We start from the raw sequence: 26,950 nt of genomic DNA on the forward strand, positions 1-26,950 counted from the left end.
AGCGTTTTTCGAACGAAGTGGGCACTGGTTCGCGTTAAGAAAGCGCGTCTATCTCGCTTCGATCGTGCTCATGTGCCGTACCCACTCGACGAGATAGAGCGAGACCGAAACCAAAGTAAAGACCGTCACGAAGCCCATCAGGATCCAGTCGTACGGCGCCGGCTTGAAGTTGAAGCCGAGCGAGGCCAGCACCAATGCTGCGAACGCTACCTGTGCCACCGTGTTGAGCTTCGACACCATCGAGGGCTTCATCGGCACCGGCTTGTCGAACAGCCACGACACGATCACGGCGGTGACGATCATGATGTCGCGCGACACCACCAGGATCACGATCCAGCGCGGCACCGCGCCCCAGATTCCGAGCGCGACAAAGATCGATACGAGGAGCGCCTTGTCGGCCAGGGGATCGAGCAGGGCGCCGAGCTCGCTCGCCATGTTGAACCGCTTGGCGAGGAAGCCGTCGACGGCATCGCTGACGCCGGCGATGACAAAGATCGCGAACGCAATTTCCATCTGACTGGAGACGATCGCCCAGACGATGATTGGCACCAGGATGATACGTCCCAGCGTGATGATATTCGGAATACTCAACTCGGTCGCTTCCCGGCTCCCGGACTGTCCGGTCCGGCCCTTGGCGGGGCCGTCCGGCTGTTATCTACATAGTATATGCGGGCAGGGCTTGCGAGCCATTGCAGGAACGCGGAATTCCTCGTAACCAGCCGTCATCTTACTGGAATTTGGGCATGAACGACCGCAAAAATGGCCTCACTTACGCGGATTCGGGCGTCGATATCGATGCCGGCAACCGCCTGGTCGATCTGATCAAGCCGATGGTGCGCGCCACCGCGCGTGCCGGCGCGGACGCCGAAATCGGCGGCTTTGGCGGGCTGTTCGACCTCAAGGCCGCCGGCTTCAAGGACCCGATCCTGGTGGCCGCGACCGATGGCGTGGGCACCAAGGTCAAGATCGCCATCGAGACCGGCCTGCATGGCGGCATCGGCGTCGACCTGGTCGCGATGTCGGTCAACGACCTGGTGGTGCAGGGCGCCGAGCCGCTGTTCTTCCTCGACTATTTTGCCTGCGGCAAGCTCGATCCGGAAGCGACGGCGTCGATCGTGGCTGGCATTGCCGAAGGCTGTCGCGAATCCGGCTGCGCCCTGATCGGCGGCGAGACCGCGGAAATGCCCGGGCTCTACAAGGACGGCGATTACGATCTCGGCGGCTTTGCGGTCGGCGCCGCCGAACGCGGCACGCTGTTGCCGGCATCGGATATCGCCGCGGGCGATGCGGTGATTGGCCTCGCCTCGTCGGGCATTCATTCCAACGGCTTCTCGCTGGTACGCAAGATCGTGGAAATCTCCGGTCTCGGCTTCGATGCGCCGGCGCCGTTCTCGCCGGTCATGACGCTGGGTGGCGCGCTGCTGGCGCCGACCCGCCTCTACGTGAAATCATGCCTGCGCGCGATCCGCGAGACCGGTGCGGTCAAGGGGCTCGCCCACATCACCGGCGGCGGCTTCACCGACAACATTCCGCGCGTGCTGCCGAAACATCTCGGCGTAGGCATCGATCTGGCGCGGCTGCCGGTCTTGCCGGTGTTCAAGTGGCTGGCGGCCCAGGGCGGCATCGCCGAACTCGAATTGCTGCGCACCTTCAACTGCGGCATCGGCATGATCGCCATCGTCAAGCCGGACGCCATCGAAGCGGTCACCGAGATTTTCACGCAAGCCGGCGAGACCGTGGCTCTGCTCGGCGAAGTGATCCCGGCTGAGGGTGAGCACCGCGTGGTCTATAACGGTCATCTCGACCTTTCGCAGTGACATCATGAAGCGCCGCGTCGCCATTCTGATTTCCGGCCGCGGCTCCAACATGGTCGCCTTGATCGACGCGGCCAAGGCTGCGGATTTCCCGGCCGAGATCGTCGCCGTGATTTCCAACCGGGCCAATGCCGGCGGGCTGGAAAAAGCCCGAGCGAGCGGCATCCCGACTGAGGTGATCGAGAGCAAGCCGTTCGGGCGGGATCGCGCTGGTTTTGAAGCCGTGCTGCAGGACAAGCTCGATGCGCACAAGGTCGAGCTGATTTGTCTTGGCGGTTTCATGCGGCTGTTCACCGCCGAATTCGTCCAGCGCTGGTACGGGAAGATGCTCAACATCCACCCGTCGCTGCTGCCGTCCTTTCCCGGGCTCGATCCCCATGGTCAGGCGCTCAAGACCGGCGTCAAGATCTCCGGCGCGACCGTGCATTTCGTGATCCCCGAGACCGATGCCGGGCCGATCGTGATGCAGGGTGCGGTGGGAGTGGCCGACGACGACACCGCGGAGACGCTGTCGCAACGCATTCTCGGCGTCGAGCACCGCATCTATCCGGAGGCGCTGCGGCTGCTCGCCGAGGGAAAGGTTCGTCTCGATGGCGATATCTGCAAGGTCACCGACAGTACCGCATCGGGCACGCTGATCTCGCCGGCCGCAAAATAGCTCCCGCCACAGCCTGTGGCCGGCGAAGCACAATGCGGCTTATTCAACCTGCCGACTCCCTCCCAACCGATTGACGCTGCAGACCAAACGAGGGCAAATCGGGAGCCTGCTGACCGGTTTTTTCGTATTTTCGAGCGGGCGGATTTTTCCGGGAATTTCGCTTCATGCACGGCTTATCGCGGCCTTCGCGAGCAGGCAAAACCCGCAACGGCTTGCGCCTGGCTCGGACGGTTTTGTTTTGCCTCGCGCTTGGTCCGATGCTTGGATTCGTTGCCGCATTTCCGGCCCATGCCGCGGCGGTAGCCCCTCCGCCGGTCGTGCCTCCTGCACCTCCGGCGCCGACCCCGACGCCGCTGATGGTCGATGAGACCGTGGCATCGGGGGCGACGGTGACCAACCTCGGCAGCAATTTCCTGGAGCGGCTCAACAACCAGTCGACCAACGGTTTTAGCCGCATGCTGCGAACCAACCCGGGCGGCGGCGGCGCCTCGGAAGCCGCGGACACGCCGCGCTACCGGACCTGGTTCGAAGGCTACGGCATTTCGGCCAATAACGGCCCGCTCGGCCTGTTTGCCGGTGACAACCGCAAGACCTGGGGCGGCGTGGCCGGGATCGGCGCGCGCGTCGTGCCCGGCTTCAATGTAGGCTTCTCCGTCGACCAGAGCCGCACCTCGATCGACGTGCCGCTGGCGCTGCAATCGGCGACGATCGACCTGACCCAGCTCGGCTTTACCGCTTCCGTCGATTCTGGCCCGTGGACCTGGGCGACCGCGGCAGTGCACGGCTTTGGCAACATCAATTCGCGCCGCGACACCGGTCTCGGCTCTGCGACCGCGGGCTACAACGCGCGGCTCGACGGCGTGCTGAGCGAGATCAGCTATTACTGGTCGAAGGACCAATACCGCATCGTGCCGAAGGGCGCGTTGGAATACGTCCACGCCAGAACCGGGTCGCTGCAGGAATTCGGCGGCCTCGATCCGGTGACGGCGACGGCCGCGACCGTCGACCGCATGCGCGTGCTGGTCGGCGCCGAGGTCGGGCACTACTGGATCCTGGACCAGAAGATTTTCGACGTGTCGGCCTACGGCAAGTTCGTCGACAACCTCGTGCAGAATTTCTCCGACGTCACCGTCAGCCTCGGCACCCAGAGCGTCACGTTCCAGGGCATCGGCGAAAGCCGCTACGGCGCGGACGCCGGCGCCTCGGCCTCGCTGAGCCTGACCAACACCGCCCGCGTCTACGTCAACTACGACGGAAAATTCCGCGCCGCGATGCAGTCGCACCAAGGCACGGTCGGGCTGGAGCTGAAGTGGTGATGAGCCGGCGCTTTGGTGGCTTCATCCTTCGAGACGCATCGCTTCGCGATGCTCCTCAGGATGAGGTCTGAGTTTGCCGAGGATGAGAATCTTTGACCCTCATGGTGAGGAGCGCGGCAACGCCGCGCGTCTCGAACCATCAGGCCGTGCTAGCGTAGGCGCTATTCGCCCCGATCGACCTTGACGACGCGGCCTTTTTCCATCGCCAGCGCCAGCCGGCCGTGTTTCAGCGCGATCGCGGCTTCGCCGAATAATTCGCGGCGCCAGCCGTGCAGGGCGGCGACATCGGCGTTGTCGTCGGCGGCGATCTGGTCGAGGTCGTCGACGGTGGCGATCACCTTGCTGGCGACGGCGTGGCGCTCCGACGTCATCCGCAGCAGCACCTTCAAGAGTTCGACGGTCGCCGCCCCGTTCGAATTGCCGCGCGGCTTTTCGATCTTCGGCAGCGTGTGCGGATCGCGGGCCAGCCCGCGCTGCACGGCAGCGACGATATCGCTGCCCCATTTGGAACGATCAAAGCCCTTCGGCAGCGAACGCAGGCTGGCGAGGCGCTCGAGGCTGGTCGGCGCGTGGGTGGCGATGTCGCCGACCGCGTCGTCCTTCAGCACCCGTGAGCGCGGCACGTCGCGGCTTTGCGCTTCCTGTTCGCGCCAGGCCGCGACTTCCATCAGCACCGCGAGTTCTTTCGGCTTGCGCACGCGCGTCTTCAGCCGTTCCCAGGCCCGTTCGGGATGGAAATCATAGGTTTTCGGCGACGTGAGGACTTCCATCTCCTCGCTGACCCAGTCGCTGCGGCCGCGCTTCTTGAGGTCGGCATCCAGCGCCGCGAACACGTCGCGCAGATGGGTAACGTCGGAGATCGCGTAGTGCATCTGATCGTCGGTCAGCGGCCGGCGCGACCAGTCCGTGAAGCGATGGGTCTTGTCCGGCCGGTGGCCGGTGATGCGTTCGACCAGCTGGTCGTAGGCGATGCTGTCGCCATAACCCAGCACCATCGCGGCCACTTGCGTATCGAAGATCGGGTGCGGGATGGTACCGGACTGGTGCCAGACGATCTCGATGTCCTGGCGGGCGGCATGAAACACCTTCAGCACCGCTTCGTTGCCCATCAGCTCGAAGAACGGCTTGAGGTCGATGTCCGCCGCCAGCGTGTCGACCACGACGGCTTCGTCCGCGCTCGCCATCTGCACGACGCAGAGCAGGGGGTAGTAGGTCGTCTCCCGCAGGAACTCGGTGTCGACGGTGATGACCTTATGCTGGGCCAGTCGGGTGCAAGCGACCGCGAGGTCGGCAGTGGTGGTAATCAGATCCATGAACAATCCAATGCGCTCGACTTAGGCGTTCTGCCGAAAGCGCTGATATGTCAAGGGTCTTGGGGAAATTTGAGGCCTGCATTTTCCGCTTATTTCGGGCTTGGCACGGCTTTCTGCCTGGCGCCGGCGTTCGGGCGCAGTCTTATCCGTCCGCGATCAGGTCAGAGCGTTTTCCAGCGAAGTGGAAACCGGTTCGCGTCAAGAAAACGCGTCAAATCAAAATCTAGAGCCGTTCCCGTTCCGATTCTATCGGAACGGGAACGGCTCTAGCCTGATGGAACCTATTCGTAGCGGATGTTGCGCGACGGGCGCCGGCCCGACGGCAGGGCCAGCACGACGAGGCACAGCGCGATCATCGCCAGTCCCATGAATTCAAATGCAAACGCGTCCACGGCAATTCTCCCCCAACCGATCGTTAGATTTGTCGGGAGGGTGTTGAGGGGTTGTTAAGCGATGTGGTTAAGGCGGGAACCGCGCGGGCAATGGTGGACGGGCGCTTAAGGAGTGAGGTTAACGGGAGCGACCTAACAGGCCACTAGCTGTCATCACCCGCGAAGGCGGGTGATCCAGTATTCCAGAGACAGCAGTGATCGAACCGATAGGCCACGGCGTACTGGATCCCCGCATACGCGGGGATGACAGTTACCGTGTGGAACTCATGACGTCTCACGTCCCGCAGAACGTCTGCAACACGCGTTGTTCCGGCTGCGGTGGATCGGCGTACTCGGCAAAATCAGGCTGATCCTCATAAGGCTTCGCCAGCACCGCGATCAGTTGCTCGAACGGCGCGAAATCGTCGTTGTTCATCGCGGCCTGGATCACGGCTTCGACGCGGTGGTTGCGCGGGATGAAGGCCGGATTGACCGAGCGCATCAAGGATTGCCGTTCGGCTGGCGTCTGCGGCTCGTCGGCGATGCGCAAGCGCCAGCGCGCCGCCCATTCGTCGAAGGCTGCGGGATCGGCGAACAGCCGCCGCACGCTGTCATTGCCGGCATCGAGCGCGACATCGCCGAGGCCGCGGAAGGTCAGCGTGAAGTCGGCCTCGTTCTTCGCCATCGCGTCGAGCAGGTCCTGCACCAGTGCCTCGTCACCGTCGCGCGCCGTGAACAACCCGACCTTCTGGCGCAGCCCGGCCTGATAGGCGGTCGTGAATTTTTCCGGGAATTCGCCGAGGATCGCCTGCGCCTGTTCGATGGCCTGGTCCTTGTCCTCGGTGAACAGCGGCAACAGGCATTCCGCCAGCCGCGTCAAATTCCACAGCGCGATGCGCGGTTGGTTGGCATAGGCGTAGCGGCCCTGTTCGTCGATCGAGGAGAACACGGTGGCGGGATTGTAGGCGTCCATGAATGCGCACGGGCCATAATCGATGGTCTCGCCCGAGATCGAGGAGTTGTCGGTGTTCATGACGCCATGAATGAAACCGACCAGCAGCCAGCGCGCCACCAGTTCGGCCTGCCGTGCGACGACGCCCGCGAGCAAAGCGTGATAGGGGCGCTCGGCATTGGCGATCTCGGGATAGTGCCTGGCGATCACATGGTCGGCGAGCTGCCGCACGCCATCGGTGTCGCCGCGGGCGGCAAAGAACTGGAAGGTGCCGACGCGGATATGGCTTGCCGCCACCCGGGTCAGCACCGCGCCGGGCAGCATGGTCTCGCGCTGGACCCGCTCGCCGGTAATCACGGCCGCGAGCGATCGCGTGGTCGGAATACCGAGCGCGAACATCGCCTCGCTGACGATGTATTCCCGGAGCACCGGGCCCAGGGCCGCCCGGCCGTCGCCCCGGCGCGAAAACGGCGTCGGGCCGCTTCCCTTGAGCTGGATGTCGCGCCGGATGCCGTCGGCGTCGATCACTTCGCCGAGCAGGATGGCGCGGCCATCGCCGAGCTGGGGCACGAAATGACCGAACTGGTGGCCGGCATAGGCCATCGCGATCGGGTCGGCACCGTCGGGCAGGCGCTTGCCGGCGAGGATTTCGGCGCCTTCCGGGCTCTCCAGCAGGTCGGGATCGAGCCCGAGCTGCAGCGCCAGCGGCCGGTTCAGCTTGATCAGCCGCGGGGCGGCCACAGGGGTCGGCGCCACGCGGGCGAAAAAGTTCGCAGGCAGCGCCGAATAGGTGTTCTGGAACGGGAAATGGACGGTCATGAGCCAAAGATAGGCGCCGTGCCGGAATTGGCAAACGGTTCGGGCTTACTATCCGCGAAATGGCCGTTTTTGCGCCCAAAACAGCCCCGGCCTTGGTTGCCGCCCCGCGCGGGCTCGGGTAAACCCTGCCGCACTTCGCGCGGGCTTTGGCCCCCGATTCCTGTCCTCCGACATCCGATTTTTGGGAATTCCATGCATCGCTACCGGTCACATACATGCGGCGCGCTCCGCGACAGCGACATCGGCCAAACCGTCCGTCTTTCAGGCTGGTGCCACGTCATCCGCGACCACGGCGGCGTGCTGTTCATCGACCTGCGCGACCATTACGGCATCACCCAATGCGTGGCCGACAAGGATTCGCCGGCCTTTGCGGACGTCGAGAAGTTCCGCTCGGAGTGGGTGGTGCGGATCGACGGCAAGGTGCGCCATCGTCCCGAGGGCACCGTCAATGCCGAACTGCCGACCGGAAAGATCGAGATCTATGTCAGCGCGGTCGAGGTGCTGGGTCCGGCCGCCGAACTGCCGCTGCCGGTGGCGGGCGAACAGGAATATCCTGAGGACATAAGGCTTAAGTTCCGTTTCCTCGACCTCCGTCGCGAGCGGCTGCACCAGAACATCATGACCCGCGGCGCCATCGTCGACTCCATGCGCAAGCGGATGAAGGAGCAGGGCTTTTTCGAATTCCAGACCCCGATCCTGACGGCGTCCTCGCCCGAAGGGGCGAGGGACTTTCTGGTGCCGTCCAGAATTCATCCCGGCAAGTTCTACGCGCTGCCGCAGGCGCCGCAGCAATACAAGCAGCTCCTGATGATGTCGGGCTTCGACCGCTACTTCCAGATCGCGCCGTGTTTCCGCGACGAGGACCCGCGCGCCGACCGTCTGCCGGGCGAGTTCTACCAGCTCGACCTCGAAATGAGCTTCGTCGAGCAGAACGACGTGTTTGCGGCCGTCGAGCCGGTCATCACGGGCGTGTTCGAGGAGTTCGCCAAGGGCAAGCCGGTCACCAAGGTCTGGCCTCGGATTCCGTTTGCCGAAGCCTTGAAGAAATACGGCAGCGACAAGCCGGACCTGCGCAACCCGCTGATCATGCAGGACGTCTCCGAACACTTCCGCGGCTCCGGCTTCAAGGTGTTCGCGCGGATGCTGGAAGACCCGAAGAACCAGGTCTGGGCGATCCCGGGACCTACCGGCGGCAGCCGCGCGTTCTGCGACCGCATGAACTCGTGGGCGCAGGGCGAGGGCCAGCCCGGATTGGGCTACATCATGTGGCGCGAGGGCGGCGAGGGCGCGGGCCCGCTCGCCAACAACATCGGCGCGGAACGGACTGCGGCCATTCGCGGTCAGCTCGGCCTGAAAGAGGGCGACGCGGCGTTCTTCGTTGCCGGCGACCCCGACAAGTTCTGGAAATTCTCAGGCCTGGCACGTACGCGTCTCGGCGAGGAGTTGAACCTGATCGACAAGGAGCGGTTCGAGCTCGCCTGGATCGTCGATTTCCCGATGTACGAGTACAACGAGGAAGACAAGAAGGTCGACTTCTCGCACAACCCGTTCTCGATGCCGCAAGGCGGCCTCGATGCGCTCAACGGGCAGGACCCGCTGACCATCAAGGCGTTCCAGTACGACATCACCTGCAACGGCTACGAGATCGCCTCCGGCGGTATCCGCAACCACCGGCCCGAGGCGATGGTGAAGGCGTTCGAGATCGCCGGTTACGGCGAAAAGGACGTCGTCGAACGCTTCGGCGGCATGTATCGTGCGTTCCAGTACGGCGCCCCGCCGCATGGCGGCATGGCCGCCGGTGTCGACCGCATCGTGATGCTGCTCTGCGGCACCACCAACCTGCGCGAAATCTCGCTATTCCCGATGAACCAGCGTGCCGAAGATTTACTCATGGGCGCGCCGTCGGAAGTAGCAGTGAAGCAGTTGCGCGAGCTTCACATCCGTCTCAATCTGCCGCAAAGCTAGAGCCGAGATAGCCCGAACGAAGACCGGCCATCGAAGGTAAATTCGGGGCCGGGTAATCCCGTGGGGGAAATGCATGTCGTCCTATTCTGATGATCTTCGTGATGCGGCGCTGGCGTATCACCGGCTGCCGCGGCCGGGTAAGCTCGAGATCCAGGCGACCAAGCCGCTCGCCAACCAGCGCGACCTGGCGCTGGCCTATTCGCCGGGCGTGGCGGCGGCCTGCACCGAAATCGCCAATAACCCCGCGGAAGCGGCTTCGCTGACGTCCCGCGCCAATCTGGTCGCCGTGGTCTCCAACGGTACCGCGGTGCTCGGGCTCGGCAATATCGGCCCACTGGCGTCGAAGCCGGTCATGGAGGGCAAGGCGGTCCTGTTCAAGAAGTTTGCCGGGATCGACGTGTTCGACATCGAAATCGCCGCCGATACCATCGAGCGCGTGGTCGAGGTGGTCGCGGCGCTGGAGCCGACCTTCGGCGGCATCAATCTCGAGGACATCAAGGGGCCGGAGTGCTTCGAGATCGAGGCGCAGCTCAAGGAGCGCATGAAGATCCCGGTGTTCCACGACGACCAGCATGGCACCGCCATCATCGTCGGCGCCGCCATCACCAATGCGCTGCTGCTGAACGGCAAGAAACTGCCCGACGTCAAGATCGTCTGCTCCGGTGCAGGCGCCGCCGCGATTGCGTGCCTCAACCTGCTGGTCTCGCTCGGCGCGCAGCGCAAGAACATCTGGGTCTGCGACATCGACGGCGTCGTGCATGAGGGCCGCAACACACTGATGGACCGCTGGAAGGCAGTCTATGCGCAGAAGACCAACGCGCGCGTGCTCGGCGACGTCATCGGCGGCGCCGATATTTTCCTCGGCGTCTCCGCGCCCGGCGTGCTGAAGCCCGACATGGTCAAGGCGATGGCCGACCATCCGCTGGTGCTGGCGCTGGCTAATCCGACGCCGGAGATCATGCCGGACGAGGCGCGCAAGGCCCGGCCCGACGCCATGATCTGCACCGGGCGGTCCGACTTCCCGAACCAGGTCAACAACGTCCTGTGCTTTCCGTTCATCTTCCGCGGCGCGCTCGATGTCGGCGCCACCGCGATCAACGAGGAAATGAAGCACGCCGCGGTGGACGCCATCGCGCAGCTCGCGCGCGATCCGCCGTCGGATGCGGTAGCGCACGGCTTTGACAGCGGCGAGACCCAGGGCTTTGGACCGGGCTCGCTGATCCCAAGTCCGTTCGATCCGCGGCTGATTCTGCGGATTGCGCCGGCGGTCGCCAAGGCGGCGATGGAGTCCGGCGTGGCGACGCGGCCGATCAAGAATTTCGACGAGTATTGCACGCTGCTGGAGCGCTTCGCGTTCCGCTCCGGCCTTGTCATGAAGCCGGTGTTCGCCAAGGCCAAGACCCAGCCGGTGCGGGTGATCTACGCCGAGGGCGAGGACGAGCGCGTGCTGCGCGCGACCCAGGTCGTGCTCGAGGAAAAACTGGCGCGGCCGATCCTGGTCGGGCGTCCGTCGGTGGTCGAGGCCCGGATCAAGCGGTTCGGGCTTTCGATCAAGGCCGGGCAGGATTTCGACCTCGTCAATCCCGAGGACGACCCGCGCTACCGGTCCTACGTGCAAACCTATATCAGCGTCGCGGGCCGGCATGGCGTGACGCCCGATGCTGCGCGCACCGTGGTTCGCACCAACAACACCGTGATCGCCGCACTGGCGGTGGTCCGCGGCGAGGCCGACGCCATGATCTGTGGCGTCGAGGGCCGCTACATGAGCCATCTGCGCCATGTCCGCGAGATCGTCGGTTTCCTGCCCGGGATCAAGGACTTTGCCGCGCTGGCGATGATGATCACCAGCAAGGGTGCCCATTTCATCGCCGACACCCAGGTGCGGCCGAATCCGAGCGCGGAAGAGCTTGCGGAAGTGGCGGCACTGGCCGCGATCCACGTCCAGCGCTTCAACATGAAGCCGCGCGTCGCCTTCGTGTCACATTCGGATTTTGGCAGCTACGATACCGAGTCCTCCCGCAAGATGCGCCAGGCCACGGCGCTGCTGAAGGAGCGGCATCCCGAGATCGAGGCCGACGGCGAGATGCAGGGCGATTCCGCGCTGTCAAAGACCGCGCGGAAACTGGTGCTGCCGCATTCCAAACTGGAAGGTGAGGCCAACATCCTGATCATGCCGAGCCTCGATACCGCCAACGTTGCCTACCAGATGATCAAGGTGCTGGCGGATGCGCTTCCGGTGGGGCCGATCCTGATCGGGCCGGCGCGTCCGGCGCACATCCTGACCCCCTCGGTCACGGCGCGCGGCATTCTGAACATGACGGCGGTCGCCGCCGTCGAAGCCCAGGAGCGCGCTACCCGCACGCAGCCGACCCTGTTTGGATAATTCTATTCCGCGCGGGTTCCTGCGCGGAAGGTTTCGATTTTGTTCGTTTGAAAAGCGGAAGCGAAACGCCCATAATCGTTTCGCTCCGCCTGCAATTTTGCTTTGCCAATTCAGTGAGGCCGACCCATGCCAGCGTTATTTACTTTCGGGCGCGTTTTGTTCGCGGTGCTCTTTATCTACACCGGGGCGACCAAGCTGTTCGCCATTCCGGCAACGGCGGACTTCATCGCATCCAAGGTGACGATCCCCTCGCTGCTGGCGCCCTATACGTCGCAGCTGGAGACGCTGACCGGCATGCCGCTGCCGCAATTGCTGGCGATGAGCGTCGGCGGCTTTGAGATCCTGGCGGGGCTGATGATCGCGCTGAATTTCCTGGCGCGGTTTTTCGCGATCCTGCTGATCTTCTTCGTGCTCGCCACCACCTTCTACTTCCATGATTTCTGGAACCAGTCGCCGCCCGACAACGCCAAGACCTTGATCGAGGCCTTGAAGAATCTGTCGATCATCGGCGCGCTGTTCATGATCGCGGGCTACGGCCGCGGGCCGCGAAACTCGGAACCGGCTTACGGCGACGTCTAATCAGGCGCTGCGCCGCCACGGCGTGACGCTGACGTCATAGGTCGCATCCAGCATTTGGGGCTCGCCGGCGCGCAGCCCGTGCGCGGCGAGGACCTGCTGCGGCGAACGATCGGGCACCCCCGGGAAGCAGGGCTCGCCGCCCGGCAGGCGCACGTGCGGCGCCATTGACAGCCAGAACGTGTCGTAGCGGTCCATGAACATGCCGAACACGTAGGGGCCGCCGATGATGGCGACCGTGCCGGAACTTACGCCCGCGCGTTCGCAGGCAGCCTCGAACGAAGCGCCGGCGGGATTCCACAGCGTGGATTTCGGATTGGACGGATCGGGTGCGATCGCATCGACGTTGCGGGTCAGAACGACCCGTTGACGCTTCGGCGAATTCGGCTGGTCCTCGAACGAATTGCGCCCGTGCACGATCAGGTCGGCACGGTCCAGCGCGTCGGTGAAGAACTTCTTGTCGCCCTCGAACTTAAGTCCCTCCGGCATCACCCGATCGGCGTTCGCCAGCATGCCGTCGCCGGACACGATGACGTAACCTTCGATGCTAAGCGCCGGCACGGCCTTGTCGCCGCCGATTATTCCGAAATCGTCTGCACGACGCTGGAAACCGGCCGCGAACTCACGGTCGGCAACTTGGCGTCCTTGATGACATCTTCGTCGTACTTGGCGATGGTCTGCACCGGGGCCTTGGCCTTCATCGCCACGACTTTGTAGCCGCCGGCCTTCAGCTTCTTCAAGAGGTCGGGCAGGGCTTCGGCGGTGTGCTTGTGGAAGTCATGCATCAGGATGATGCCCTTGCCGAGCTTGTCGAGCTTCTTCATCGTGACGTCGATGACGGCCTGCGCGTTGCGCGCCTTGAAGTCGAACGAGTCGAGGTCGCAGGAGAACATCGCGATGTTGCGGTCGCCGAGATAGGTGACCATTTCCGGCGGGTGCTGCAGGGCCGGGAAACGGAAGAACGGCGACGGCGAGACGCCGCCCAGCGCCCATTTCACCGCGCTGAAACCCTTCTCGATCTCTTCCTTGCGCTGGTCTTCGGTCAGCTTCTTGTTGGTCAGCGTCGCATGCGACCAGGTGTGGGTGCCGACGGTGTGGCCGGAGGCGTAAACCTGCTTGATGATTTCCGGATAATAAGTGGCGTGCTTGCCGATCGAGAAGAAGATGCCGGTGGTGCATTCGTCGGCGAGCGCCTTCAGCACGGCGGGCGTATTCAGCGGCCACGGGCCGTCGTCGAAGGTCAGCACGACTTCCTTGTCGCGCAGGAAATCGAGCTGCTTGAAGTGCTCGAAGCCGAAGCCGGGCCCGCCGGTGGTATCGATCTCGACGGTACGTCCGACGCCGAGGGCGCCGGGGATGTTGCACGCGGCTCTCGCGGGCTGCGCGGGTTGAGCGGAAGCGGGCGCTGCTGCTGCGGCCGGAGCGGGGGCCGCCTGCGCGGCAGGAGCCGCCGCGGGAGGAGAAGCGGCCCCCTTGGCCGGGGGCGTTTGCGCCCACACCGAACCCGAGGCCAGCAACGAAACCGTGCTCGCAAAGATCAAGCCTGCCGCGATACGCATCTTGTTTTCCCTAAATTCGAATCCCGCTCCCGGTATCGGCATTTGTGCCGTTGTCCGGGCGGCTTCCTGCCCCAACCCATCGTACCCTAGTTGCAGCCGCCCCGCCAAGGCAACGGCTGTCATGCGCGCCTGCGGATTTGTCGTTCAACCGGTTAATTCAGGGGACAGGTTCGCTGCCCCAAGGCGCTCGTCAGCCTAACCGCTGCGTTCGGTGACGTTGTGGCTCAGCGCCCGGGCAATTGCCGTCTTCACGCGGGTATCGGCGGGTTCAATGGACTCCGGGAATACGTCGGCGATATAGCCGTCGCCGCCGATCAGATACTTGTGGAAGTTCCAGTGTGGAACATCCTTCGGCCGCGCCTCGGCCGCCCATTTGTAGAATGGATGCGCGTTCGGTCCCTTCACGACGGCTTTCGCGGCCATCGGGAAAGTAACCCCGTATTGGTGTTGCGCGGTCTCGGCGATCTCGGTCGCGCCGCCCGGTTCCTGGCTGCCGAAATCATTGGAGGGCACGCCCACGATCATCAAGCCACGGTCGTGGAACTCGCTCCACAATTCCTGCAGGCCGCCATATTGCGGCGTGAAGCCACAGAGCGAGGCGGTGTTGACGATCAGGATCGGGTGGCCAGCATAATCGGCGAGCCGGATGTCGCCGCCGGCCAATCCCGGAAACGAGAATGCGTAGGCGGTGATCCGGCTCATGCCGGCTTGCGCGAAGGCTTGTCTGCCCGCCGGCCCGCCAGCGAATGCCGCGAGCGCCGCCGTCATCATGGTTCTGCGGTCGATCATGGATGGCCCGGGCTACGGTTCGACAGCCGCAAGCATAGCGCAAAGCGGCAAGGGTCGCCGCTCAACAAGCCGTTATGAATTACCGTAGCGAGACGATGAAATCGGTGCCTTCGCCGGTTTCGCCCTGGTTGATGCCCTGGTCGGATACGATGATCGAACCACCGGTGGTCAGTGCCTCGGTGATGCGCGCCATCGCATCCTGCGGGATCGTGATGCGGTCCAGCGCCTCGGCGGGGGTATCCGGCGTGGGCAGGGGCTTCGCCTCGGCAGGCGATGCCGCGCTCTTGCGACGGCGTGCCGAACGATCGTCATCGTCATTGCGGGCTGCGTTGCGGGCGGTCACCGGCAGCGTCACCACCGACCAGCGCAACAGGTTCGGGTCGCTCTTGTCGGCTTCCGCGGTGAAGACATGCGTGCCCAGCGGCCGGTCGCTCGGCGCGATGGTCACGGGCACATCGAACAGCGGAGAAAAATTCTGGCGAACGTAGAGCTTGGAGTCCTTGCGGCTCACGAACACCGCGATCTGGCCGGTACGCTTGGGTTCGACTTTCGCGGCCTTCTCGACGCCGGGCAGGCGAGCCGTATCTTTCTTCGCATCAGCCGCCGGCGCGTCGGCAGTCGCCTTGGCCGGCTCCGCCGGCTTTTCGACAGCCGTGGTCTCGGTGGCCTTGGTTTCCACAGCCTTCGGTTCGACGGCGCTGGTCACTTCCGTCTTGGCCGCTTCGGTCTTCACTTCGTCTGACTTTTCAGTCGACTTGGCTTCAACAGACTTGGCGTCAACAGACTTGGCTTGAACCTTCGGCTCAACCGGCTTGTCTTCGATCTTCGTGCTGGCCGTCACTTCGCCTGCGGCGGTGATGGCGGCTTGCGCGGGCGCCTCGTCGGTCTTGTTTTCGACCGACCCGGTCTCGTCGGATTTTGCGTCGGCTACCGATGCTTCCGCCGACTTGTTGTCGGACGAAACTGTATCGGCGCTCTTGGCAGGAGTGGATTGCGCGTCTGCCTTCGATTCTGATTTCGGCGCTTCGGTTTTCGCTTCAGCACTCACGGCTTCGCTGGAAGCCGGCTTGCCACCCGTGGCATCTGACATCGTGACGGCGACATTCGTGGCCGGCATCGCGCCGCTGGCATCCGCGGTGCGGAGCGGAGAGGCGTGACCTACGGTCGAGCGGAGTTCGAGGCTCCCCTCCAAATTCGCAGACTTGGAATTCGCAGACTTGGAATTCTCGGACTTGATGGCCGAGCCGGCGTCCGCGCCCTTGTCGCTCTTCACCGCCGGCATGTCTGCCTTGGGCAAATCGCTTTTGGGCTCATCGGCAACGACTGGCTGCGGCGCGATCTTCTGGGCCACCAGCAGCGGATGCGAGAAACTGGCAGGCGTCATCTCGCCAGGCGTCACGACCACGCGGGCGCCCATCCTGGTCCAGTTCCACATCTTCACGGCAAACGCCATCGGCATGCGGATGCAGCCGTGCGATGCCGGATAGCCCGGCAGCACGCCGGCATGCATCGCCACACCCGACCAGGTGATGCGTTGCATATAGGGCATCGGCGCGCCGCTATAGATGTTGGAATGGTGGAACTTGTGCTTCTGGATGATGCTGAAGACGCCCATCGGGGTCGAGTGACCCTTCATGCCGGTGGACACCGGACTTTCAGCGAACAGCCCGTTGGAGTCGTAGATTCGGACTCTTTGCTTGTCGATCGAGACCGCAATGATCAGCGGTCCCTGCGGCTTGGCGCCGGTTTCCTTTTCCGCCGCCGGATGCTTGCCGGCTGAATTCTTTCGCGTGTTCCGCTGGCGCCGCGGCTGCGCCGACGGCATTGGCCGGGAATAGCCGGAATCGGAGTCCTGATAGTAGAACAGCGCCGCATCTGCCTGCGAGGCGGCGCCAAAGGTGCCTGCCGCCGTCAACACCGCAATCTGCCAAAACCCGACGCTTCTGGACCGCTGGTCCGCAACCTTCACGTGCGCACTACAGGCACTCAAAATCCGATACTCGGTCACGCGCATAATCCTCGAATTCCAGAACTTCGAATCCAGTGGCCCAATATTCATTTGTTGTCGCAGACGCGAAAAGCGTTCACCAGCGTAAGCCTTCCAAGGCCGATGCTTTTCGCCCTGAGCGTAGCAAAAAAGCCTCACATTCCGTTAAACGTGCAGACCCGCTGGAGCCCGGCGGCCTTCCTGTGGGGCATTCCGCCATTACATAGCCAACGAGGCGTTTCGCGGCTTTTGCAGTGGAGATATCAATGGCATCCAAGGCCATCGTAAAGTGTGACGGGAAGTGGAGAATTGTGGCCTTGGCGGTGCTGGCGCTGACATTTTGGCAGGCCAGCCCGGTTTCGGCCGCCGACGAGCCAGATCTGATCTTCCGCCGCTCGACCGTGTTCAAGTGGGTTAGCCCGAACGACAAGCTGGCGACCTATGGCGTCGACGACCCCGAGGTCGAGGGCGTCGCCTGCCACTTCACGATACCGGAGAAGGGCGGCTTCAAGGGCTGGCTGGGCCTCGCCGAGGAGGTCTCGGACATTTCGCTGGCCTGCCGCCAGATCGGGCCGATCCGCTTCAAGGACAAGATGGGGCAGGGTGACGACATGTTCCGCCAGCGCCGCTCGCTGTTCTTCAAGAAGATGCAGATCGTACGCGGCTGCGACGCCAAGCGTAACGTTCTGGTCTACATGGTCTATTCGGATAAACTGATCGAAGGTTCACCCAAAAACTCGACCTCCTCGGTACCGATCATGCCGTGGGGGGCAGCCGATGCCGCGGTCCAGAAGTGCGGTGAGTTCGTTCAGTGATTTTTAGTTCGGGTCCCGGGCGAGCCGCTCGGGCTTACTGCTTGATAAGCCGGGGCTTATCGCTTGGCCGGATTGGAATATTGGCGAACCTCGGAGCCCCTGACGGCCTTGGGCTCGCGGCATCCGACCAGATGAACGAATTTCTGCGGCGCCGATAGATTGCCGCGGAATTCACCACCTTGTTGCGACATCGCGCCACAAAGCGGCTCCGTCTTCAGGGAACTGTCGATCCGCTGTTCGGAAGAGCCGTTACGCCCTGACAGTTCAACCGCCGGCTGGCCGGGTTTGCGGGTCGGGCTTTGCTTGCCAACTTCAATGTTGCCATTGCCCACGACTGCTATCCTTTGTTGAGGAGGGGTTACAACGCGCCTTCACTCGGAAAGTTGCACATCGTCCGACTGAGTCGTTTTTGCCGAAGCTTCGGTTCACGACCGGCCCGGTTTGCGAGCGGCTTCTGTTACAGAAAAACCTTAAGAACTCGCCTCGTCGGCTCGAACCCGCCTGGTTCGGCGGGCGTCTCACCTCCAGATGGTACTCGAAATGGTTGGAGATGTCAGATGCGAGTTCTCAGCTACATGTTCGCCCTGGTTTTCTTCCTGACCGGTCCGTCAATGGCAGGCAGTGCCGATCGCGACATGCCGGGTGTCGGAACGTTCGCCTATTGCGGGTCTCCGGTGGTGACGCCGGCGCCGGCGATTATGGCAGCGGTTAGCCAGTAACCAGGCCAACTCCTGCCAATTGCGATCGGGGAGCGTGTCACTCCGCTGAAATCATTAATTTTTTATCGCCAATGTTTCGTCCCGCCCGACTGACGAAACAAATCGCGGCCGCGACGAAACCATTTTCCCCTTTTGGCGCAGATATCCGGAAACAGCTCACGGTTATCAAGCTCCCAACGAAACGGCGGGGACCGCCGCACCGAAACCGGAGACAGTCAGATGCGGACCATCAGCTTCATCCTCGCCTTCGCCTTCATCCTGGCTGGTCCCTCAATGGCGGGTTCGTCCGAGAGCGGCCTGCCGGGCATCGGTACCTTCTCCTACAACGGTTCCCCGGCAGTCACCTCGGCACCCCAGCTGATGCTGGTCGCGGCCAAGTAAGTGCAGCGGACAATCTCCACGAAATTGCCTCAAGAAATTCGCCGGTAAAGGCTCTGAATGTTTGTTCGTATTTGCTCTGCCGCGATCGCGGCCTTTGTTTTCGCCTCCGTTCTGGTCGGCGGCTCGGCGCAAGCGCAAGTCAAAGGCCAGGTACAGGCCCAGCTTCAGCCGATGCCCCTGCGTTCCCTGTTCCGGGTCCCCGATCCGCGTGGCGAGTTCGTGCGGCTGTGCGCGCCTCATATGGTCGGGCGCTGGGCGCATCCCGAAACCGTCTGCGGCTGTCTGCACGACTATGCCGCCGCGACTGTGGAAGATACCGACCTCCGCGAAGCCCTGCTGCGCGGCATCAGCGAGACCGGCGTGCCGACCATCGAGACCGATTGGGTGCCGCTGTCGAAGCAATCCGAGATCGGACCGACCTTCACCAAGATCGCCAAGCCAACGCTGCAATGCATGTTCGAACCGTCGACGAACCAGTAAGCGCGCGCTTCGGACCCAACATCCCCACCACTCTGATCTGACCCTGCGGCGAGCCGCTTGCGGGCTCGACATGCCAGTCGCTGCCAATGTAAGCAGTGGACCGTCGACGATCCCTTTGCGTGAGTCATCCAATGCAGCCGGGGCGAATCCTGCTTTCATGCGCGGTGCTTGTCGCGCTGACCCTTCCGGCCGGCGCGGCGCCTGACGAGGATTTGCTCGGCAAGGCGGCGGGCTACCCGATCGGCAAAGCTGCCAACTGGTTCTTCGACGAAGGCGTACGGGTCGGGTCGTTCAGCCGTCTCGACAGTTTCCTGCCGCATTATATCTTGCGGAAGGCGGCCGCGCCGCTGACGCTTCCCAAAGCCGCAAGCGAGCCGAAGCTCACCTATCGCTTCGAAAAGCAGACCTATTCGCTCGACGATTTTCTGGCGCACCAGCGCGTGACCGGCCTGCTCGTGATCAAGGACGGCCAGCTCCTGGCCGAACGCTATCAATACGACCGGACGGCAGCGGATCGCTTCGTGTCGCACTCGATGGCGAAGTCGATCGTCAGCCTCGCCATCGGAATGGCGCTGACCGAGAACAAGATCGCCTCGCTCGACGATACCGTCGCCAAATATGTCCGGGATCTCGCCGGCAATCCCTATGGCGAAACCGCGATCCGCAACATCCTGCGGATGGCGTCCGGCGTGCCGTTCAACGAGGTCTATGACGGCAACGACGACAGTTCGAAGTTCAACCGGATCCGGCTGACACGCGACTCCATCACGGCGCTGCGCGCGTTCCCGACGCGCGAGGTGGAGCAGGGCACACAATTCCACTACGCGTCCAACCAGACGGTGGTGCTGACGCTGTTGCTGCGCGCGGTGACCGGCACCAGCTTAAGCGACTATCTGACCCCGCGGCTGTGGCAGCCGATGGGCGCGGAGGCCGACGCGACCTGGATCAAGACCCGGGATGGCACCGAGACCGGCTCGGGAAATTTCAACGCCATCCTGCGCGACTTTGGCCGGCTTGGAATCCTGCTCGCCAATGACGGCGCCGTCGGGGACAGGCAGATTGTGCCGAAGGACTATCTGCTCGATGCGACCGACTGGCACCGCCAGCCCGATGCGTTCAAGCCGAACAAGGCGACGCCGTATTTCGGCTATGGCTACCAGTTCTGGCTGTTTCCCGGCGAAAAGCGGCGGTTCGCACTGCTCGGCGTCTACGGCCAGTCGATCTTTGTCGACCCCGAACTGAAGCTGGTGCTGGTGATTACGGCGGCGGCAAAGAACGCCAGCGTCGGCAAGGAACCATTCGCCCGCGAGCGCGACGCGCTCTGGCGCGGTATCGTCGGCCAATACGGAAGCTGGTAGCTTTCGGCCGGTTTCGTTGCACGGAGGAACTGTCATGCGATCCATCCTGATCGGTCTCGTCGGCCTGTTGACGCTTGCGGTGCCCTCGGCGTTCGCGGCGGATGCGGCGACACAGGAGGCCAACAAAAAGACCGTCCTCGAATTCTACGAGACCGGACTCAACCAGAAGGACTTCGACGCCGCCGCGAAATTCTTCGGGCCGCGTTATGTCCAGCACAATCCGACCGCGCCTGATGGCATCGAGGGATTCAAGGCTTTCCTCGCTTTCCTGCGTGAGAAATTTCCGGACTCACACAGCGAGATCAAGCGCGCCTTCGCCGAGGGCGATTTTGTGATCCTGCACGTCCACAGCGTGCGCGAGAAGGGTACGCGAGGGCGCGCCATCGTCGATATTTTCAGGCTTGAAAACGGCAAGATCGTCGAGCATTGGGACGTTGCGCAGGAGATTCCGGAGAAGCCTGCCAACAGCAACAGCATGTTCTAGGGAGCAGGGCCCGCGCAGCGCGACTTACCGTTTCTTGGGTCCCAGCCGCGGAATGCATTTGGCGGAGCGCACCACACCCGTCGGCGTCATCTTCGCGCCCGAGACTTCCTTGATCTGCCCGGCCGGGCACGATCCGTCGTCGACCATGATGCGCTGGCCGAGCCGCAAATCGACGATATCCTGCTCGCGCGAGACCTGCTGCGCGAGCACGGGTGTGCCGAGCAGCAGAACGAGCCCCAAGGACAGGGCGGCCGTTGCAATCCTCACGGTCGTCAAATCGATGTTCCTCACTTGCTCTCGATTTTCAGCCCGTTGGGCCCAAGATTGATTTGCACGCCCTCCGGCTGTTTTTTGGTCTGGTAGAGATTGTAGCCGAGCACGCCGACGCCGACGATCAGCGCGCCGATGATGAGATACAGGACGTTGCGATTTCCGGGCATCCGGTGTCTCCGTGGGGCTATGGGGCAGCCGCGACTGTACGGGCGGCGTGCCGATTCTGAAAGCGATCCAAGGTGCTGGAGTTCCTTCCAGATTATGCTTTGATTGGGGCTCAAGCGACCGAGCAGGGAACACTGACGTAATGAACGCCACCGAAAACAAACAAAAAATTCTCGACGCCGTCGATGCTGCCTTCGATGCGCAACTCGCGACCACCAGGGATTTCGTCGCGATCCCTTCGACCCGCGGCGCCGAGGGACCGTGCCAGGACATGATCGGCGATCTCCTGCGCCAGCGCGGCTACGAGGTCGATGACTGGCATATCGACGTCGAGGATCTGAAGGATTTGCGCGGCTTCGGGCCGATCGAGCATGATTTTTCCAGGGCCCGCACCGTGGTCGGCACCTACCGCCCGCAAAACAATGCCGGCAAATCGCTGATCCTGCAGGGGCACTGCGACGTGGTTCCGGTCGGCCCGCTCGACATGTGGGAGAACCCGCCGTTCTCGCCCGTTATCAAGGACGGCAGGATGTATGGCCGTGGCGCCTGCGACATGAAGTCCGGCACCATCGGTGCGCTCTACGCGTTGGATGCGATCAAGGCGGCGGGGCTGCGTCCGACGGCGCGGATTCATTTCCAGTCGGTGATCGAGGAGGAGAGCACCGGCGTCGGTGCGCTCTCGACCCTGCAGCGCGGCTATCGCGCCGATGCCTGCTTCATCCCCGAACCGACCTTCGGCAAGATGATACGTTCGCAGGTCGGCGTGATCTGGTTTCGCCTGAAGGTGCGCGGTTTTCCCGTCCATGTCTACGAGGCCGGCTCCGGCGCCAACGCGATCATGGCCGCCTATCATCTGATCCATTCGCTGCAGAAACTGGAAGCCGAGTGGAACGAGCGCGCCAAGCGGGATCATCATTTCGGCACGGTCAATCATCCCATCAACTTCAATCCAGGCATCATCAAGGGCGGCGACTGGGCTTCCAGCGTGCCGGCCTGGTGCGACGTCGATTGCCGCATTGCGATTCTGCCGGGCTGGTCGGTCGCCGACGCGCAGTCCGAAATCATGGCCTGCGTTTCGGCTGCGGCGCGCGACCATCGCTTCCTGTCCAACAATCCGCCGCAGGTGGAGTGGTCAGGCTTTCTGTCGGAAGGCTATGAGCTGAAGGATTCCGCGGCGCCGGAAGCCGCCTTCGGCAAGGCGTTCGCGGCCGTCTATGGCGGCGGCGGCGCGGTGCCGGAGCAGGCCTTCACCGCACTGACCGACACGCGGTTCTACGGCCTGAACTACAACATCCCGAGTCTTTGTTTTGGCGCCAGCGGCGAGGCGATGCACGGCTTCAACGAATATGTCGACCTGGAGTCGCTGCGCAAATCGACCAAGGCGACCGCGCTGTTCATCGCGGAATGGTGCGGAGTGGAGGCGATCTAGAGCCTTTTCCGTTCCGATTGAATCGGAACGGGGCTCCAGATTCTTGCTTTGACGCGTTTTCTTCACGCGAACCGGTGTCCACTTCGCTTGAAAACGCTCTGGTTCGCGCGCGGGACCGGCATCAACTGGATGCTGCGCTCCGTCCACGCGTGTTTGCGGCCGTGCCAAACAGCTCTGAGGTGACCGACCTGAACCAGCGGTGCGCGGCGTCGCGATGATAGCGCTCGTGCCAGTATTGCGTGATTTCGATGCGGGGCAGGTTGATCGGTGTTTCGAACGCGACCAGCCCAAGCGGTGCCGCGAGCCGTTTGGCCAGGTTGGCCGGCAAGGTGGCGAGACCGTCGGTTTCGGCGGCAACAATGGCGCCGGCGATGAAGCTCGGAACCCGCAGCATGATATTCGATGGCGGTATTTGCGCGGTGAGCACCCGCTGCGCCGTGCCGTGCGCGGCGTGACCGGTCTCCGACGCGGTCACCAGGATATGGCGTTGCGCGAGAAAGCCGGCACGCGAGCGTGCCGCCGTAATCCTGGGGTGCCCGTTGCGGACCACGGTGACAAAGCCGTCGTAGTATAATCGCTGGCGCCGCAAATGACGCGGAGCCTTCGCAAAGGCGCCGAGCGCCAGGTCGGCTTCGCCCGCTTCCAGCTTGAGTTCGAACTGGCGCGAATCCAGCGGCATCGCCCGGATATTGATCCGTGGTGCGATGTCAGCGACATGGCCGATCAGGGGAGGCAGGAAGCGGATCATCCCGACGTCGGTCAGCAGCAGGCTGAAGGTGCGGTCGGATTGCGCGGGATCGAAGGCCGCAGCGGATGCGCGCAGACCGTCGGCGGCGCCGAGCAGCATGCGCAATTGATCTGATATCTCCAGCGCCTTGGCGGTCGGCTGCATGGCATGGCCGTTACGGACGAACAGCGGATCGGCAAATTGCGCGCGAAGACGCCGCAGCACCTTGCTGATGGCGGGCTGCGTCGTGGTCAGCAACTCCGCCGTGCGGGTGATGCTGCGCTCGTGCAGCAGGGCGCTGAGAATTCGCAGCTCCTTCAGGTTCAGTTCGGATGATGCATGGTCGGCCATATCATCTATTCCTGCTTTGACATGGCGGGAGTGACGCTGATCAGCTAGCCTGCTGTCAATCAGAAAACGTCAAATGATGCGATTCAGGGAGCAAGCCATGAGCAAATTCATCATCGAGCCGCACTTTCGCCTGCAGGAATGGGTTGCCGACGAGAAGGGCTATTTCCGCGCCGAAGGCCTCGATTATGAATTTCGCGAACTGATCCGTTCGACGGCGGGACAGCATCACAACAAGGCCAATCAGGGCGCCTTCCAGAGCATCGAGAAGGGGCGCGAGGCCAATGTCAGTTGCGCCTGCCACTGGACCGTGAACGTGGCGGCCTCCAACGGCCATGCCAAGCTGTATGCCGACGTCTATTCGGTGGCGCCTTCAGGAATTTTCGTGCCTGCGGATTCGCCGATACGCACCCCCCGCGACCTCGCGGGCGTTCCGATTTCGGTCGGATTCCAGTCCGGCAGCCATTACTCGACCATCCAGGCGCTCGAACAGTTCATGGCGCGAAGCGAGATCAACCTGACGTTCGAGGACGGCATGCTGTTTCATCGGATGTCGCAGTTGATCGAGGGCAAGAGCCCCGCGGCCGCACTGTTCAACGGGCCGTATTACCTCGCGGAGCAATTGGGATTCCGCAAGGTGATCGACACTTCCTTCATGATCGCCGCCATGATCAAGGGCACGGTCGAGCCCGAAGATGTCAGGCGTTATTTCCGCGCCTTGCGGGCGGCCCAGCGCGATATCGATCTGCGGCCCGAGCTCTACACGCACTACTACAAGAACGAATTTCCAGAGCAGTTCCACGCCGTCATGGACACGCGCAGCTGGGGGCCCGGCGAACGGATCGTGTTCGAGACCTATTCGAAGGAAGTATACGAACAGTCGTTCGACTGGATTGCGGAGCACGGAATTTTTGCCGAGGGGCGGATGGGAGCGGGCGAATACGACCGATCCACCATCTCGTTTGCTGCAGAGTAACACCCCGAAAGACTTCCGGCGCGGGCGTCACGCCGGCCACAGCGCCGCGACGATCGCATCGAGCCCGTCGGTCAGTGCCGCCGGGCCGGGTTGCAGGATCAGCGGCGATTTGATCTCGACGATGCGATTATCACGCACCGCCGGGATATCGCCCCAGCCCGGGCGTTGCCGGATGCGATCAGGCACGACCTTCTTGCCGCACCAGGAGGCGAGGATCACATCGGGCGCGGCGTCGCGTACCACGTCGGGTGCGATGATCCGGTCCTTGGCGGCCTGCTGAAGCCGCAGTTTCGGCAGCACGTCTTCGCCACCGGCGATTTCGATCAGCTCGGACACCCAGCCGATCCCGCTGATCAGCGGATCGTCCCACTCCTCGAAATAGACTCTTGGCTTCGGCGAGGGCCGCGGTGTCGAAGCGATCCGCGCCAGGCGTTGCTCGAAGCCCGCTGCGAGTTGATCGGCGCGCGCGGCCGCACCGACCAGTGTGCCGAGGGTACGGATCATGGCCAGAATGCCGGCGACGTCGCGCTGGTTGAAGACATGGATGGCGACGCCCGCGCGCACGAGACTGGCGGCGATGTCGGCCTGCAGGTCGGAAAAGGCGAGCACGAGGTCGGGCTCGAGCGCCAGAATTTTCGGAATGTCCGCGGAGATGAAGGCCGAGACCCGGGTCTTTTCGCGCCGGACCTGTGGCGGCCGCACCGCATAGCCGGACACGCCGACGATGCGGTCCTGCTCGCCGAGCAGATACAGCGTCTCGACGGTTTCTTCCGTGAGGCAGACGATCCGGCGGGGCGGGAACTGGCGCATGCTTGCCATTACCACAGACGTCATTGCCGGGCTTGCCCCGGCAATCCATCATCTCGAAAAACGTTCATTTGGAAGATGGATACGCGGGTCAAGCCCGCGTATGACGAGCAAACAAAAACGGGAGGACCAATGACGCCGCTTGAAAAAATCCAGTCGATGAAAATGCCGTTCGCGGAATTGAAGGGCGTGACCTTCGTCGCGGCCGACAAGGACCGCGTGGTGGCGCAGATGGTGGTTCGGCCGGAGCTCTGCACGCTGCACAATACGATTCACGGCGGCGCGATCATGGCGTTCGCGGACTCGGTCGGCGCGGCGGCGACCATCATCAACCTGCCGGAGGATGCCAAGGGCACCACCACACTCGAGAGCAAGACCAATTTCATCGGCGGTGCCAAGGAGGGCTCGACCGTGACCGCCACCACCACCCCGGTGCATCGGGGACGGCGTACCCAGGTCTGGCAGACGCGGCTGGAAACCGAGGACGGCAAGCTGGTTGCGGTGGTGATGCAGACCCAACTGGTGCTCTGATACAGTCGGGGCTGCCTAACAATTAGTTAACAGAATTTGACTTTAGATGAGGCATTCCAAGGGCTTGAAATTAATGTTGCGATGCACAATATAGGTGGTCTAGGGATTCGACGCCTCCTCGAGGGCTTTCTTAGAGGAGATAGACTATGTACCTGACCGTTATCGCCGCAGCGCTTGCCGACAGCAGCGTTCGGAAACTGAGCCAGCAGGAAGAATTGCCGCTGTTGCGCGACCATCTGCTGCGGCTCGACCGCAACAGCCGGCATGACCGATTCCATGGCTTCATGGACGATAGCTTCATCGAGCGCTACGCCGAAAAGTGCGCCAATGACGGCACGATCGTGATTGCGTTCTTTGAAAACGGCGTGGTTCGCGGTGCGGCGGAGCTGCATCCGCCGGATCAGTCGCCGGATTCGCTGCCGGAAATCGCGTTCAGCGTCGAAACGTCGGTACGCCGGCGCGGCGTCGGCAGCATCCTTTTCCGCAAGCTGATCGCGGAGGCGCGTGCCAAGGGCTACCAGAGTCTGCGGATCACCACCGGTGCGCAGAACGACGCGATGCGGGCGCTCGCCAGCAAGTTCGGCGCGCATCTGGTCTTCCGGCACGGCGAATCCACCGGCACGATCGACCTGACCCAGCAGGATGACACGGCGCTGGCGCCGCCCGCGGTCACGACCGCGGTCGATGCCGTCGTGAACTTCAATCGGGCCTACTGGAAGATGTTGATGAACATGACCGGCTGGGGCCGGGCCGCCTGACAATAGCGTTTCCGAGCGAAGCATGCCCTCGGACTTGATCCGTGGGTGGACACCGGTTCTCATAGCAATCAAGTTTACGCAGATTGCGTAGACTTTATCTGCGGTAGAAACGCGTCAAAACAAAAAGCTAGAGCCCGGTTCTGATTCAATCAGAATCGGGCTCTAGGCGCCTCAAACGCAAATTCGCGGGTCAGAGA

Annotated in this window: 28 protein-coding genes; 16 read left to right on the forward strand and 12 right to left on the reverse strand. The window is 63.1% G+C overall.

What is annotated here, in order from left to right; translation table 11 throughout:
• Positions 1 to 48: 48 nt before the first annotated feature.
• Positions 49 to 591, reverse strand: coding sequence for a CDP-alcohol phosphatidyltransferase family protein (locus BLS26_RS33400; protein ID WP_092516691.1), 543 nt, complete (start codon positions 589 to 591; stop codon positions 49 to 51).
• A gap of 152 nt (positions 592 to 743) precedes the next feature.
• Here BLS26_RS33400 and purM point away from each other — a divergent pair, with 152 nt between their 5' ends.
• The 3 genes from purM (at position 744) to BLS26_RS33415 (ending at position 3,788) form a co-directional block, all read left to right on the forward strand.
• Positions 744 to 1,817: a phosphoribosylformylglycinamidine cyclo-ligase gene (purM, locus tag BLS26_RS33405; protein WP_092516693.1), complete on the forward strand. Its 1,074-nt coding sequence runs from the start codon at positions 744 to 746 to the stop codon at positions 1,815 to 1,817.
• Positions 1,818 to 1,821: 4 nt separating this feature from the next.
• Positions 1,822 to 2,472 (forward strand): phosphoribosylglycinamide formyltransferase, encoded by a 651-nt coding sequence (gene purN, locus BLS26_RS33410; protein WP_172804746.1) that lies wholly within the window; start codon positions 1,822 to 1,824, stop codon positions 2,470 to 2,472.
• Between the two features lie 164 nt (positions 2,473 to 2,636).
• Positions 2,637 to 3,788, forward strand: coding sequence for an autotransporter outer membrane beta-barrel domain-containing protein (locus BLS26_RS33415; RefSeq protein WP_092516696.1), 1,152 nt, complete (start codon positions 2,637 to 2,639; stop codon positions 3,786 to 3,788).
• Between the two features lie 161 nt (positions 3,789 to 3,949).
• Here BLS26_RS33415 and rnd read toward each other — a convergent pair whose 3' ends face one another.
• Together rnd and BLS26_RS33425 are read right to left on the reverse strand one after the other, a co-directional pair.
• Positions 3,950 to 5,101 (reverse strand): ribonuclease D, encoded by a 1,152-nt coding sequence (gene rnd / locus BLS26_RS33420; RefSeq protein ID WP_092516698.1) that lies wholly within the window; start codon positions 5,099 to 5,101, stop codon positions 3,950 to 3,952.
• A gap of 666 nt (positions 5,102 to 5,767) precedes the next feature.
• Positions 5,768 to 7,243: a YdiU family protein gene (locus BLS26_RS33425; RefSeq protein WP_092516700.1), complete on the reverse strand. Its 1,476-nt coding sequence runs from the start codon at positions 7,241 to 7,243 to the stop codon at positions 5,768 to 5,770.
• Positions 7,244 to 7,435: 192 nt separating this feature from the next.
• Between BLS26_RS33425 and aspS the strand changes: the two genes are divergently transcribed.
• The 3 genes from aspS to BLS26_RS33440 all read left to right on the forward strand — a co-directional run bounded on the left by aspS (position 7,436) and on the right by BLS26_RS33440 (position 12,170).
• On the forward strand, positions 7,436 to 9,208 hold the full coding sequence (gene aspS / locus BLS26_RS33430; protein ID WP_092516702.1) for an aspartate--tRNA ligase: 1,773 nt from the start codon (positions 7,436 to 7,438) through the stop codon (positions 9,206 to 9,208).
• A gap of 73 nt (positions 9,209 to 9,281) precedes the next feature.
• Positions 9,282 to 11,591, forward strand: coding sequence for an NADP-dependent malic enzyme (locus tag BLS26_RS33435; protein ID WP_092516704.1), 2,310 nt, complete (start codon positions 9,282 to 9,284; stop codon positions 11,589 to 11,591).
• 126 nt (positions 11,592 to 11,717) lie between these two features.
• Positions 11,718 to 12,170 carry a DoxX family protein gene (locus BLS26_RS33440; protein WP_092516706.1) on the forward strand — a complete coding sequence of 151 codons (453 nt, stop codon included), beginning with the start codon at positions 11,718 to 11,720 and terminating at the stop codon, positions 12,168 to 12,170.
• On the opposite strand, the gene BLS26_RS33445 is transcribed toward BLS26_RS33440, so the two are convergent.
• From BLS26_RS33445 to BLS26_RS33460, 4 genes are all read right to left on the reverse strand, one after another.
• Positions 12,171 to 12,680: a dihydrofolate reductase gene (locus BLS26_RS33445; RefSeq protein WP_092518921.1), complete on the reverse strand. Its 510-nt coding sequence runs from the start codon at positions 12,678 to 12,680 to the stop codon at positions 12,171 to 12,173.
• Between the two features lie 65 nt (positions 12,681 to 12,745).
• On the reverse strand, positions 12,746 to 13,726 hold the full coding sequence (locus BLS26_RS33450; protein WP_092516708.1) for a polysaccharide deacetylase family protein: 981 nt from the start codon (positions 13,724 to 13,726) through the stop codon (positions 12,746 to 12,748).
• Between the two features lie 195 nt (positions 13,727 to 13,921).
• Positions 13,922 to 14,515 (reverse strand): glutathione peroxidase, encoded by a 594-nt coding sequence (locus tag BLS26_RS33455; RefSeq protein WP_092516710.1) that lies wholly within the window; start codon positions 14,513 to 14,515, stop codon positions 13,922 to 13,924.
• Positions 14,516 to 14,594: 79 nt separating this feature from the next.
• Positions 14,595 to 16,529, reverse strand: coding sequence for a L,D-transpeptidase family protein (locus BLS26_RS33460; protein WP_092516712.1), 1,935 nt, complete (start codon positions 16,527 to 16,529; stop codon positions 14,595 to 14,597).
• Between the two features lie 239 nt (positions 16,530 to 16,768).
• Here BLS26_RS33460 and BLS26_RS33465 point away from each other — a divergent pair, with 239 nt between their 5' ends.
• Positions 16,769 to 17,317: a CreA family protein gene (locus tag BLS26_RS33465; RefSeq protein WP_092516714.1), complete on the forward strand. Its 549-nt coding sequence runs from the start codon at positions 16,769 to 16,771 to the stop codon at positions 17,315 to 17,317.
• 56 nt (positions 17,318 to 17,373) lie between these two features.
• Here BLS26_RS33465 and BLS26_RS33470 read toward each other — a convergent pair whose 3' ends face one another.
• Positions 17,374 to 17,649: a hypothetical protein gene (locus tag BLS26_RS33470; protein ID WP_092516716.1), complete on the reverse strand. Its 276-nt coding sequence runs from the start codon at positions 17,647 to 17,649 to the stop codon at positions 17,374 to 17,376.
• A gap of 225 nt (positions 17,650 to 17,874) precedes the next feature.
• Here BLS26_RS33470 and BLS26_RS36425 point away from each other — a divergent pair, with 225 nt between their 5' ends.
• The 5 genes from BLS26_RS36425 to BLS26_RS33485 all read left to right on the forward strand — a co-directional run bounded on the left by BLS26_RS36425 (position 17,875) and on the right by BLS26_RS33485 (position 20,739).
• Positions 17,875 to 18,036 (forward strand): hypothetical protein, encoded by a 162-nt coding sequence (locus BLS26_RS36425; protein WP_172804747.1) that lies wholly within the window; start codon positions 17,875 to 17,877, stop codon positions 18,034 to 18,036.
• 219 nt (positions 18,037 to 18,255) lie between these two features.
• Complete coding sequence (locus BLS26_RS36430) at positions 18,256 to 18,417, forward strand: hypothetical protein (RefSeq protein ID WP_172804748.1); 162 nt, start codon at positions 18,256 to 18,258, stop codon at positions 18,415 to 18,417.
• A gap of 57 nt (positions 18,418 to 18,474) precedes the next feature.
• Positions 18,475 to 18,897 (forward strand): hypothetical protein, encoded by a 423-nt coding sequence (locus BLS26_RS33475; RefSeq protein WP_092516718.1) that lies wholly within the window; start codon positions 18,475 to 18,477, stop codon positions 18,895 to 18,897.
• A 131-nt stretch (positions 18,898 to 19,028) separates the two neighbouring features.
• Positions 19,029 to 20,255, forward strand: coding sequence for a serine hydrolase (locus BLS26_RS33480; protein ID WP_092516720.1), 1,227 nt, complete (start codon positions 19,029 to 19,031; stop codon positions 20,253 to 20,255).
• Between the two features lie 34 nt (positions 20,256 to 20,289).
• Positions 20,290 to 20,739 (forward strand): ester cyclase, encoded by a 450-nt coding sequence (locus BLS26_RS33485; protein ID WP_092516722.1) that lies wholly within the window; start codon positions 20,290 to 20,292, stop codon positions 20,737 to 20,739.
• A gap of 24 nt (positions 20,740 to 20,763) precedes the next feature.
• On the opposite strand, the gene BLS26_RS33490 is transcribed toward BLS26_RS33485, so the two are convergent.
• Together BLS26_RS33490 and BLS26_RS36435 are read right to left on the reverse strand one after the other, a co-directional pair.
• Positions 20,764 to 21,006, reverse strand: a complete 243-nt coding sequence (locus BLS26_RS33490) for a DUF6719 family protein (RefSeq protein ID WP_371361051.1) — start codon at positions 21,004 to 21,006, stop codon at positions 20,764 to 20,766.
• A gap of 20 nt (positions 21,007 to 21,026) precedes the next feature.
• The gene (locus tag BLS26_RS36435) at positions 21,027 to 21,179 is read right to left on the reverse strand and encodes a hypothetical protein (protein ID WP_172804749.1); all 153 of its coding nucleotides are present in this window, start codon (positions 21,177 to 21,179) and stop codon (positions 21,027 to 21,029) included.
• A 140-nt stretch (positions 21,180 to 21,319) separates the two neighbouring features.
• Here BLS26_RS36435 and BLS26_RS33495 point away from each other — a divergent pair, with 140 nt between their 5' ends.
• Complete coding sequence (locus BLS26_RS33495) at positions 21,320 to 22,606, forward strand: ArgE/DapE family deacylase (protein ID WP_092516726.1); 1,287 nt, start codon at positions 21,320 to 21,322, stop codon at positions 22,604 to 22,606.
• A 121-nt stretch (positions 22,607 to 22,727) separates the two neighbouring features.
• Here BLS26_RS33495 and BLS26_RS33505 read toward each other — a convergent pair whose 3' ends face one another.
• On the reverse strand, positions 22,728 to 23,684 hold the full coding sequence (locus tag BLS26_RS33505; RefSeq protein ID WP_092516730.1) for a LysR family transcriptional regulator: 957 nt from the start codon (positions 23,682 to 23,684) through the stop codon (positions 22,728 to 22,730).
• Positions 23,685 to 23,781: 97 nt separating this feature from the next.
• Here BLS26_RS33505 and BLS26_RS33510 point away from each other — a divergent pair, with 97 nt between their 5' ends.
• Entirely contained in the window at positions 23,782 to 24,657 is an 876-nt protein-coding gene (locus BLS26_RS33510) for an ABC transporter substrate-binding protein (protein WP_092516732.1), read from the forward strand.
• Between the two features lie 27 nt (positions 24,658 to 24,684).
• Here BLS26_RS33510 and BLS26_RS33515 read toward each other — a convergent pair whose 3' ends face one another.
• Positions 24,685 to 25,467 (reverse strand): cobalamin-binding protein, encoded by a 783-nt coding sequence (locus BLS26_RS33515; RefSeq protein ID WP_092518923.1) that lies wholly within the window; start codon positions 25,465 to 25,467, stop codon positions 24,685 to 24,687.
• Positions 25,468 to 25,596: 129 nt separating this feature from the next.
• On the opposite strand from BLS26_RS33515, the gene BLS26_RS33520 reads away from it, so the two are divergent.
• Both BLS26_RS33520 and BLS26_RS33525 read left to right on the forward strand, forming a co-directional pair.
• Entirely contained in the window at positions 25,597 to 25,995 is a 399-nt protein-coding gene (locus BLS26_RS33520) for a PaaI family thioesterase (protein WP_092516734.1), read from the forward strand.
• A gap of 146 nt (positions 25,996 to 26,141) precedes the next feature.
• A complete protein-coding gene (locus BLS26_RS33525; protein WP_092516736.1) occupies positions 26,142 to 26,753 on the forward strand; it encodes a GNAT family N-acetyltransferase in 612 nt (203 codons plus the stop codon).
• Positions 26,754 to 26,950: the final 197 nt, after the last annotated feature.

This window comes from Afipia sp. GAS231, from assembly GCF_900103365.1.
In the GTDB taxonomy this organism is placed as follows: Bacteria; Pseudomonadota; Alphaproteobacteria; order Rhizobiales; family Xanthobacteraceae; genus Bradyrhizobium.

What these genes read in the sequence shown, in the direction of transcription:
- BLS26_RS33460 (WP_092516712.1), bottom strand. Translation starts at nt 16,529, where the DNA reads ATGCGCGTGACCGAGTATCGGATTTTGAGTGCCTGTAGTGCGCACGTG.
- BLS26_RS33415 (WP_092516696.1), top strand. Translation starts at nt 2,637, where the DNA reads ATGCACGGCTTATCGCGGCCTTCGCGAGCAGGCAAAACCCGCAACGGC.
- BLS26_RS33495 (WP_092516726.1), top strand. Translation starts at nt 21,320, where the DNA reads ATGAACGCCACCGAAAACAAACAAAAAATTCTCGACGCCGTCGATGCT.
- BLS26_RS33425 (WP_092516700.1), bottom strand. Translation starts at nt 7,243, where the DNA reads ATGACCGTCCATTTCCCGTTCCAGAACACCTATTCGGCGCTGCCTGCG.
- BLS26_RS36430 (WP_172804748.1), top strand. Translation starts at nt 18,256, where the DNA reads ATGCGGACCATCAGCTTCATCCTCGCCTTCGCCTTCATCCTGGCTGGT.
- aspS (WP_092516702.1), top strand. Translation starts at nt 7,436, where the DNA reads ATGCATCGCTACCGGTCACATACATGCGGCGCGCTCCGCGACAGCGAC.
- BLS26_RS33465 (WP_092516714.1), top strand. Translation starts at nt 16,769, where the DNA reads ATGGCATCCAAGGCCATCGTAAAGTGTGACGGGAAGTGGAGAATTGTG.
- purM (WP_092516693.1), top strand. Translation starts at nt 744, where the DNA reads ATGAACGACCGCAAAAATGGCCTCACTTACGCGGATTCGGGCGTCGAT.
- BLS26_RS33520 (WP_092516734.1), top strand. Translation starts at nt 25,597, where the DNA reads ATGACGCCGCTTGAAAAAATCCAGTCGATGAAAATGCCGTTCGCGGAA.
- BLS26_RS33455 (WP_092516710.1), bottom strand. Translation starts at nt 14,515, where the DNA reads ATGATCGACCGCAGAACCATGATGACGGCGGCGCTCGCGGCATTCGCT.
- purN (WP_172804746.1), top strand. Translation starts at nt 1,822, where the DNA reads ATGAAGCGCCGCGTCGCCATTCTGATTTCCGGCCGCGGCTCCAACATG.
- BLS26_RS33435 (WP_092516704.1), top strand. Translation starts at nt 9,282, where the DNA reads ATGTCGTCCTATTCTGATGATCTTCGTGATGCGGCGCTGGCGTATCAC.
- BLS26_RS33450 (WP_092516708.1), bottom strand. Translation starts at nt 13,726, where the DNA reads ATGCGTATCGCGGCAGGCTTGATCTTTGCGAGCACGGTTTCGTTGCTG.
- BLS26_RS33510 (WP_092516732.1), top strand. Translation starts at nt 23,782, where the DNA reads ATGAGCAAATTCATCATCGAGCCGCACTTTCGCCTGCAGGAATGGGTT.
- BLS26_RS33485 (WP_092516722.1), top strand. Translation starts at nt 20,290, where the DNA reads ATGCGATCCATCCTGATCGGTCTCGTCGGCCTGTTGACGCTTGCGGTG.
- BLS26_RS33480 (WP_092516720.1), top strand. Translation starts at nt 19,029, where the DNA reads ATGCAGCCGGGGCGAATCCTGCTTTCATGCGCGGTGCTTGTCGCGCTG.
- rnd (WP_092516698.1), bottom strand. Translation starts at nt 5,101, where the DNA reads ATGGATCTGATTACCACCACTGCCGACCTCGCGGTCGCTTGCACCCGA.
- BLS26_RS33440 (WP_092516706.1), top strand. Translation starts at nt 11,718, where the DNA reads ATGCCAGCGTTATTTACTTTCGGGCGCGTTTTGTTCGCGGTGCTCTTT.
- BLS26_RS33515 (WP_092518923.1), bottom strand. Translation starts at nt 25,467, where the DNA reads ATGCGCCAGTTCCCGCCCCGCCGGATCGTCTGCCTCACGGAAGAAACC.
- BLS26_RS33525 (WP_092516736.1), top strand. Translation starts at nt 26,142, where the DNA reads ATGTACCTGACCGTTATCGCCGCAGCGCTTGCCGACAGCAGCGTTCGG.
- BLS26_RS36435 (WP_172804749.1), bottom strand. Translation starts at nt 21,179, where the DNA reads ATGCCCGGAAATCGCAACGTCCTGTATCTCATCATCGGCGCGCTGATC.
- BLS26_RS33475 (WP_092516718.1), top strand. Translation starts at nt 18,475, where the DNA reads ATGTTTGTTCGTATTTGCTCTGCCGCGATCGCGGCCTTTGTTTTCGCC.
- BLS26_RS33505 (WP_092516730.1), bottom strand. Translation starts at nt 23,684, where the DNA reads ATGGCCGACCATGCATCATCCGAACTGAACCTGAAGGAGCTGCGAATT.
- BLS26_RS33445 (WP_092518921.1), bottom strand. Translation starts at nt 12,680, where the DNA reads ATGCTGGCGAACGCCGATCGGGTGATGCCGGAGGGACTTAAGTTCGAG.
- BLS26_RS36425 (WP_172804747.1), top strand. Translation starts at nt 17,875, where the DNA reads ATGCGAGTTCTCAGCTACATGTTCGCCCTGGTTTTCTTCCTGACCGGT.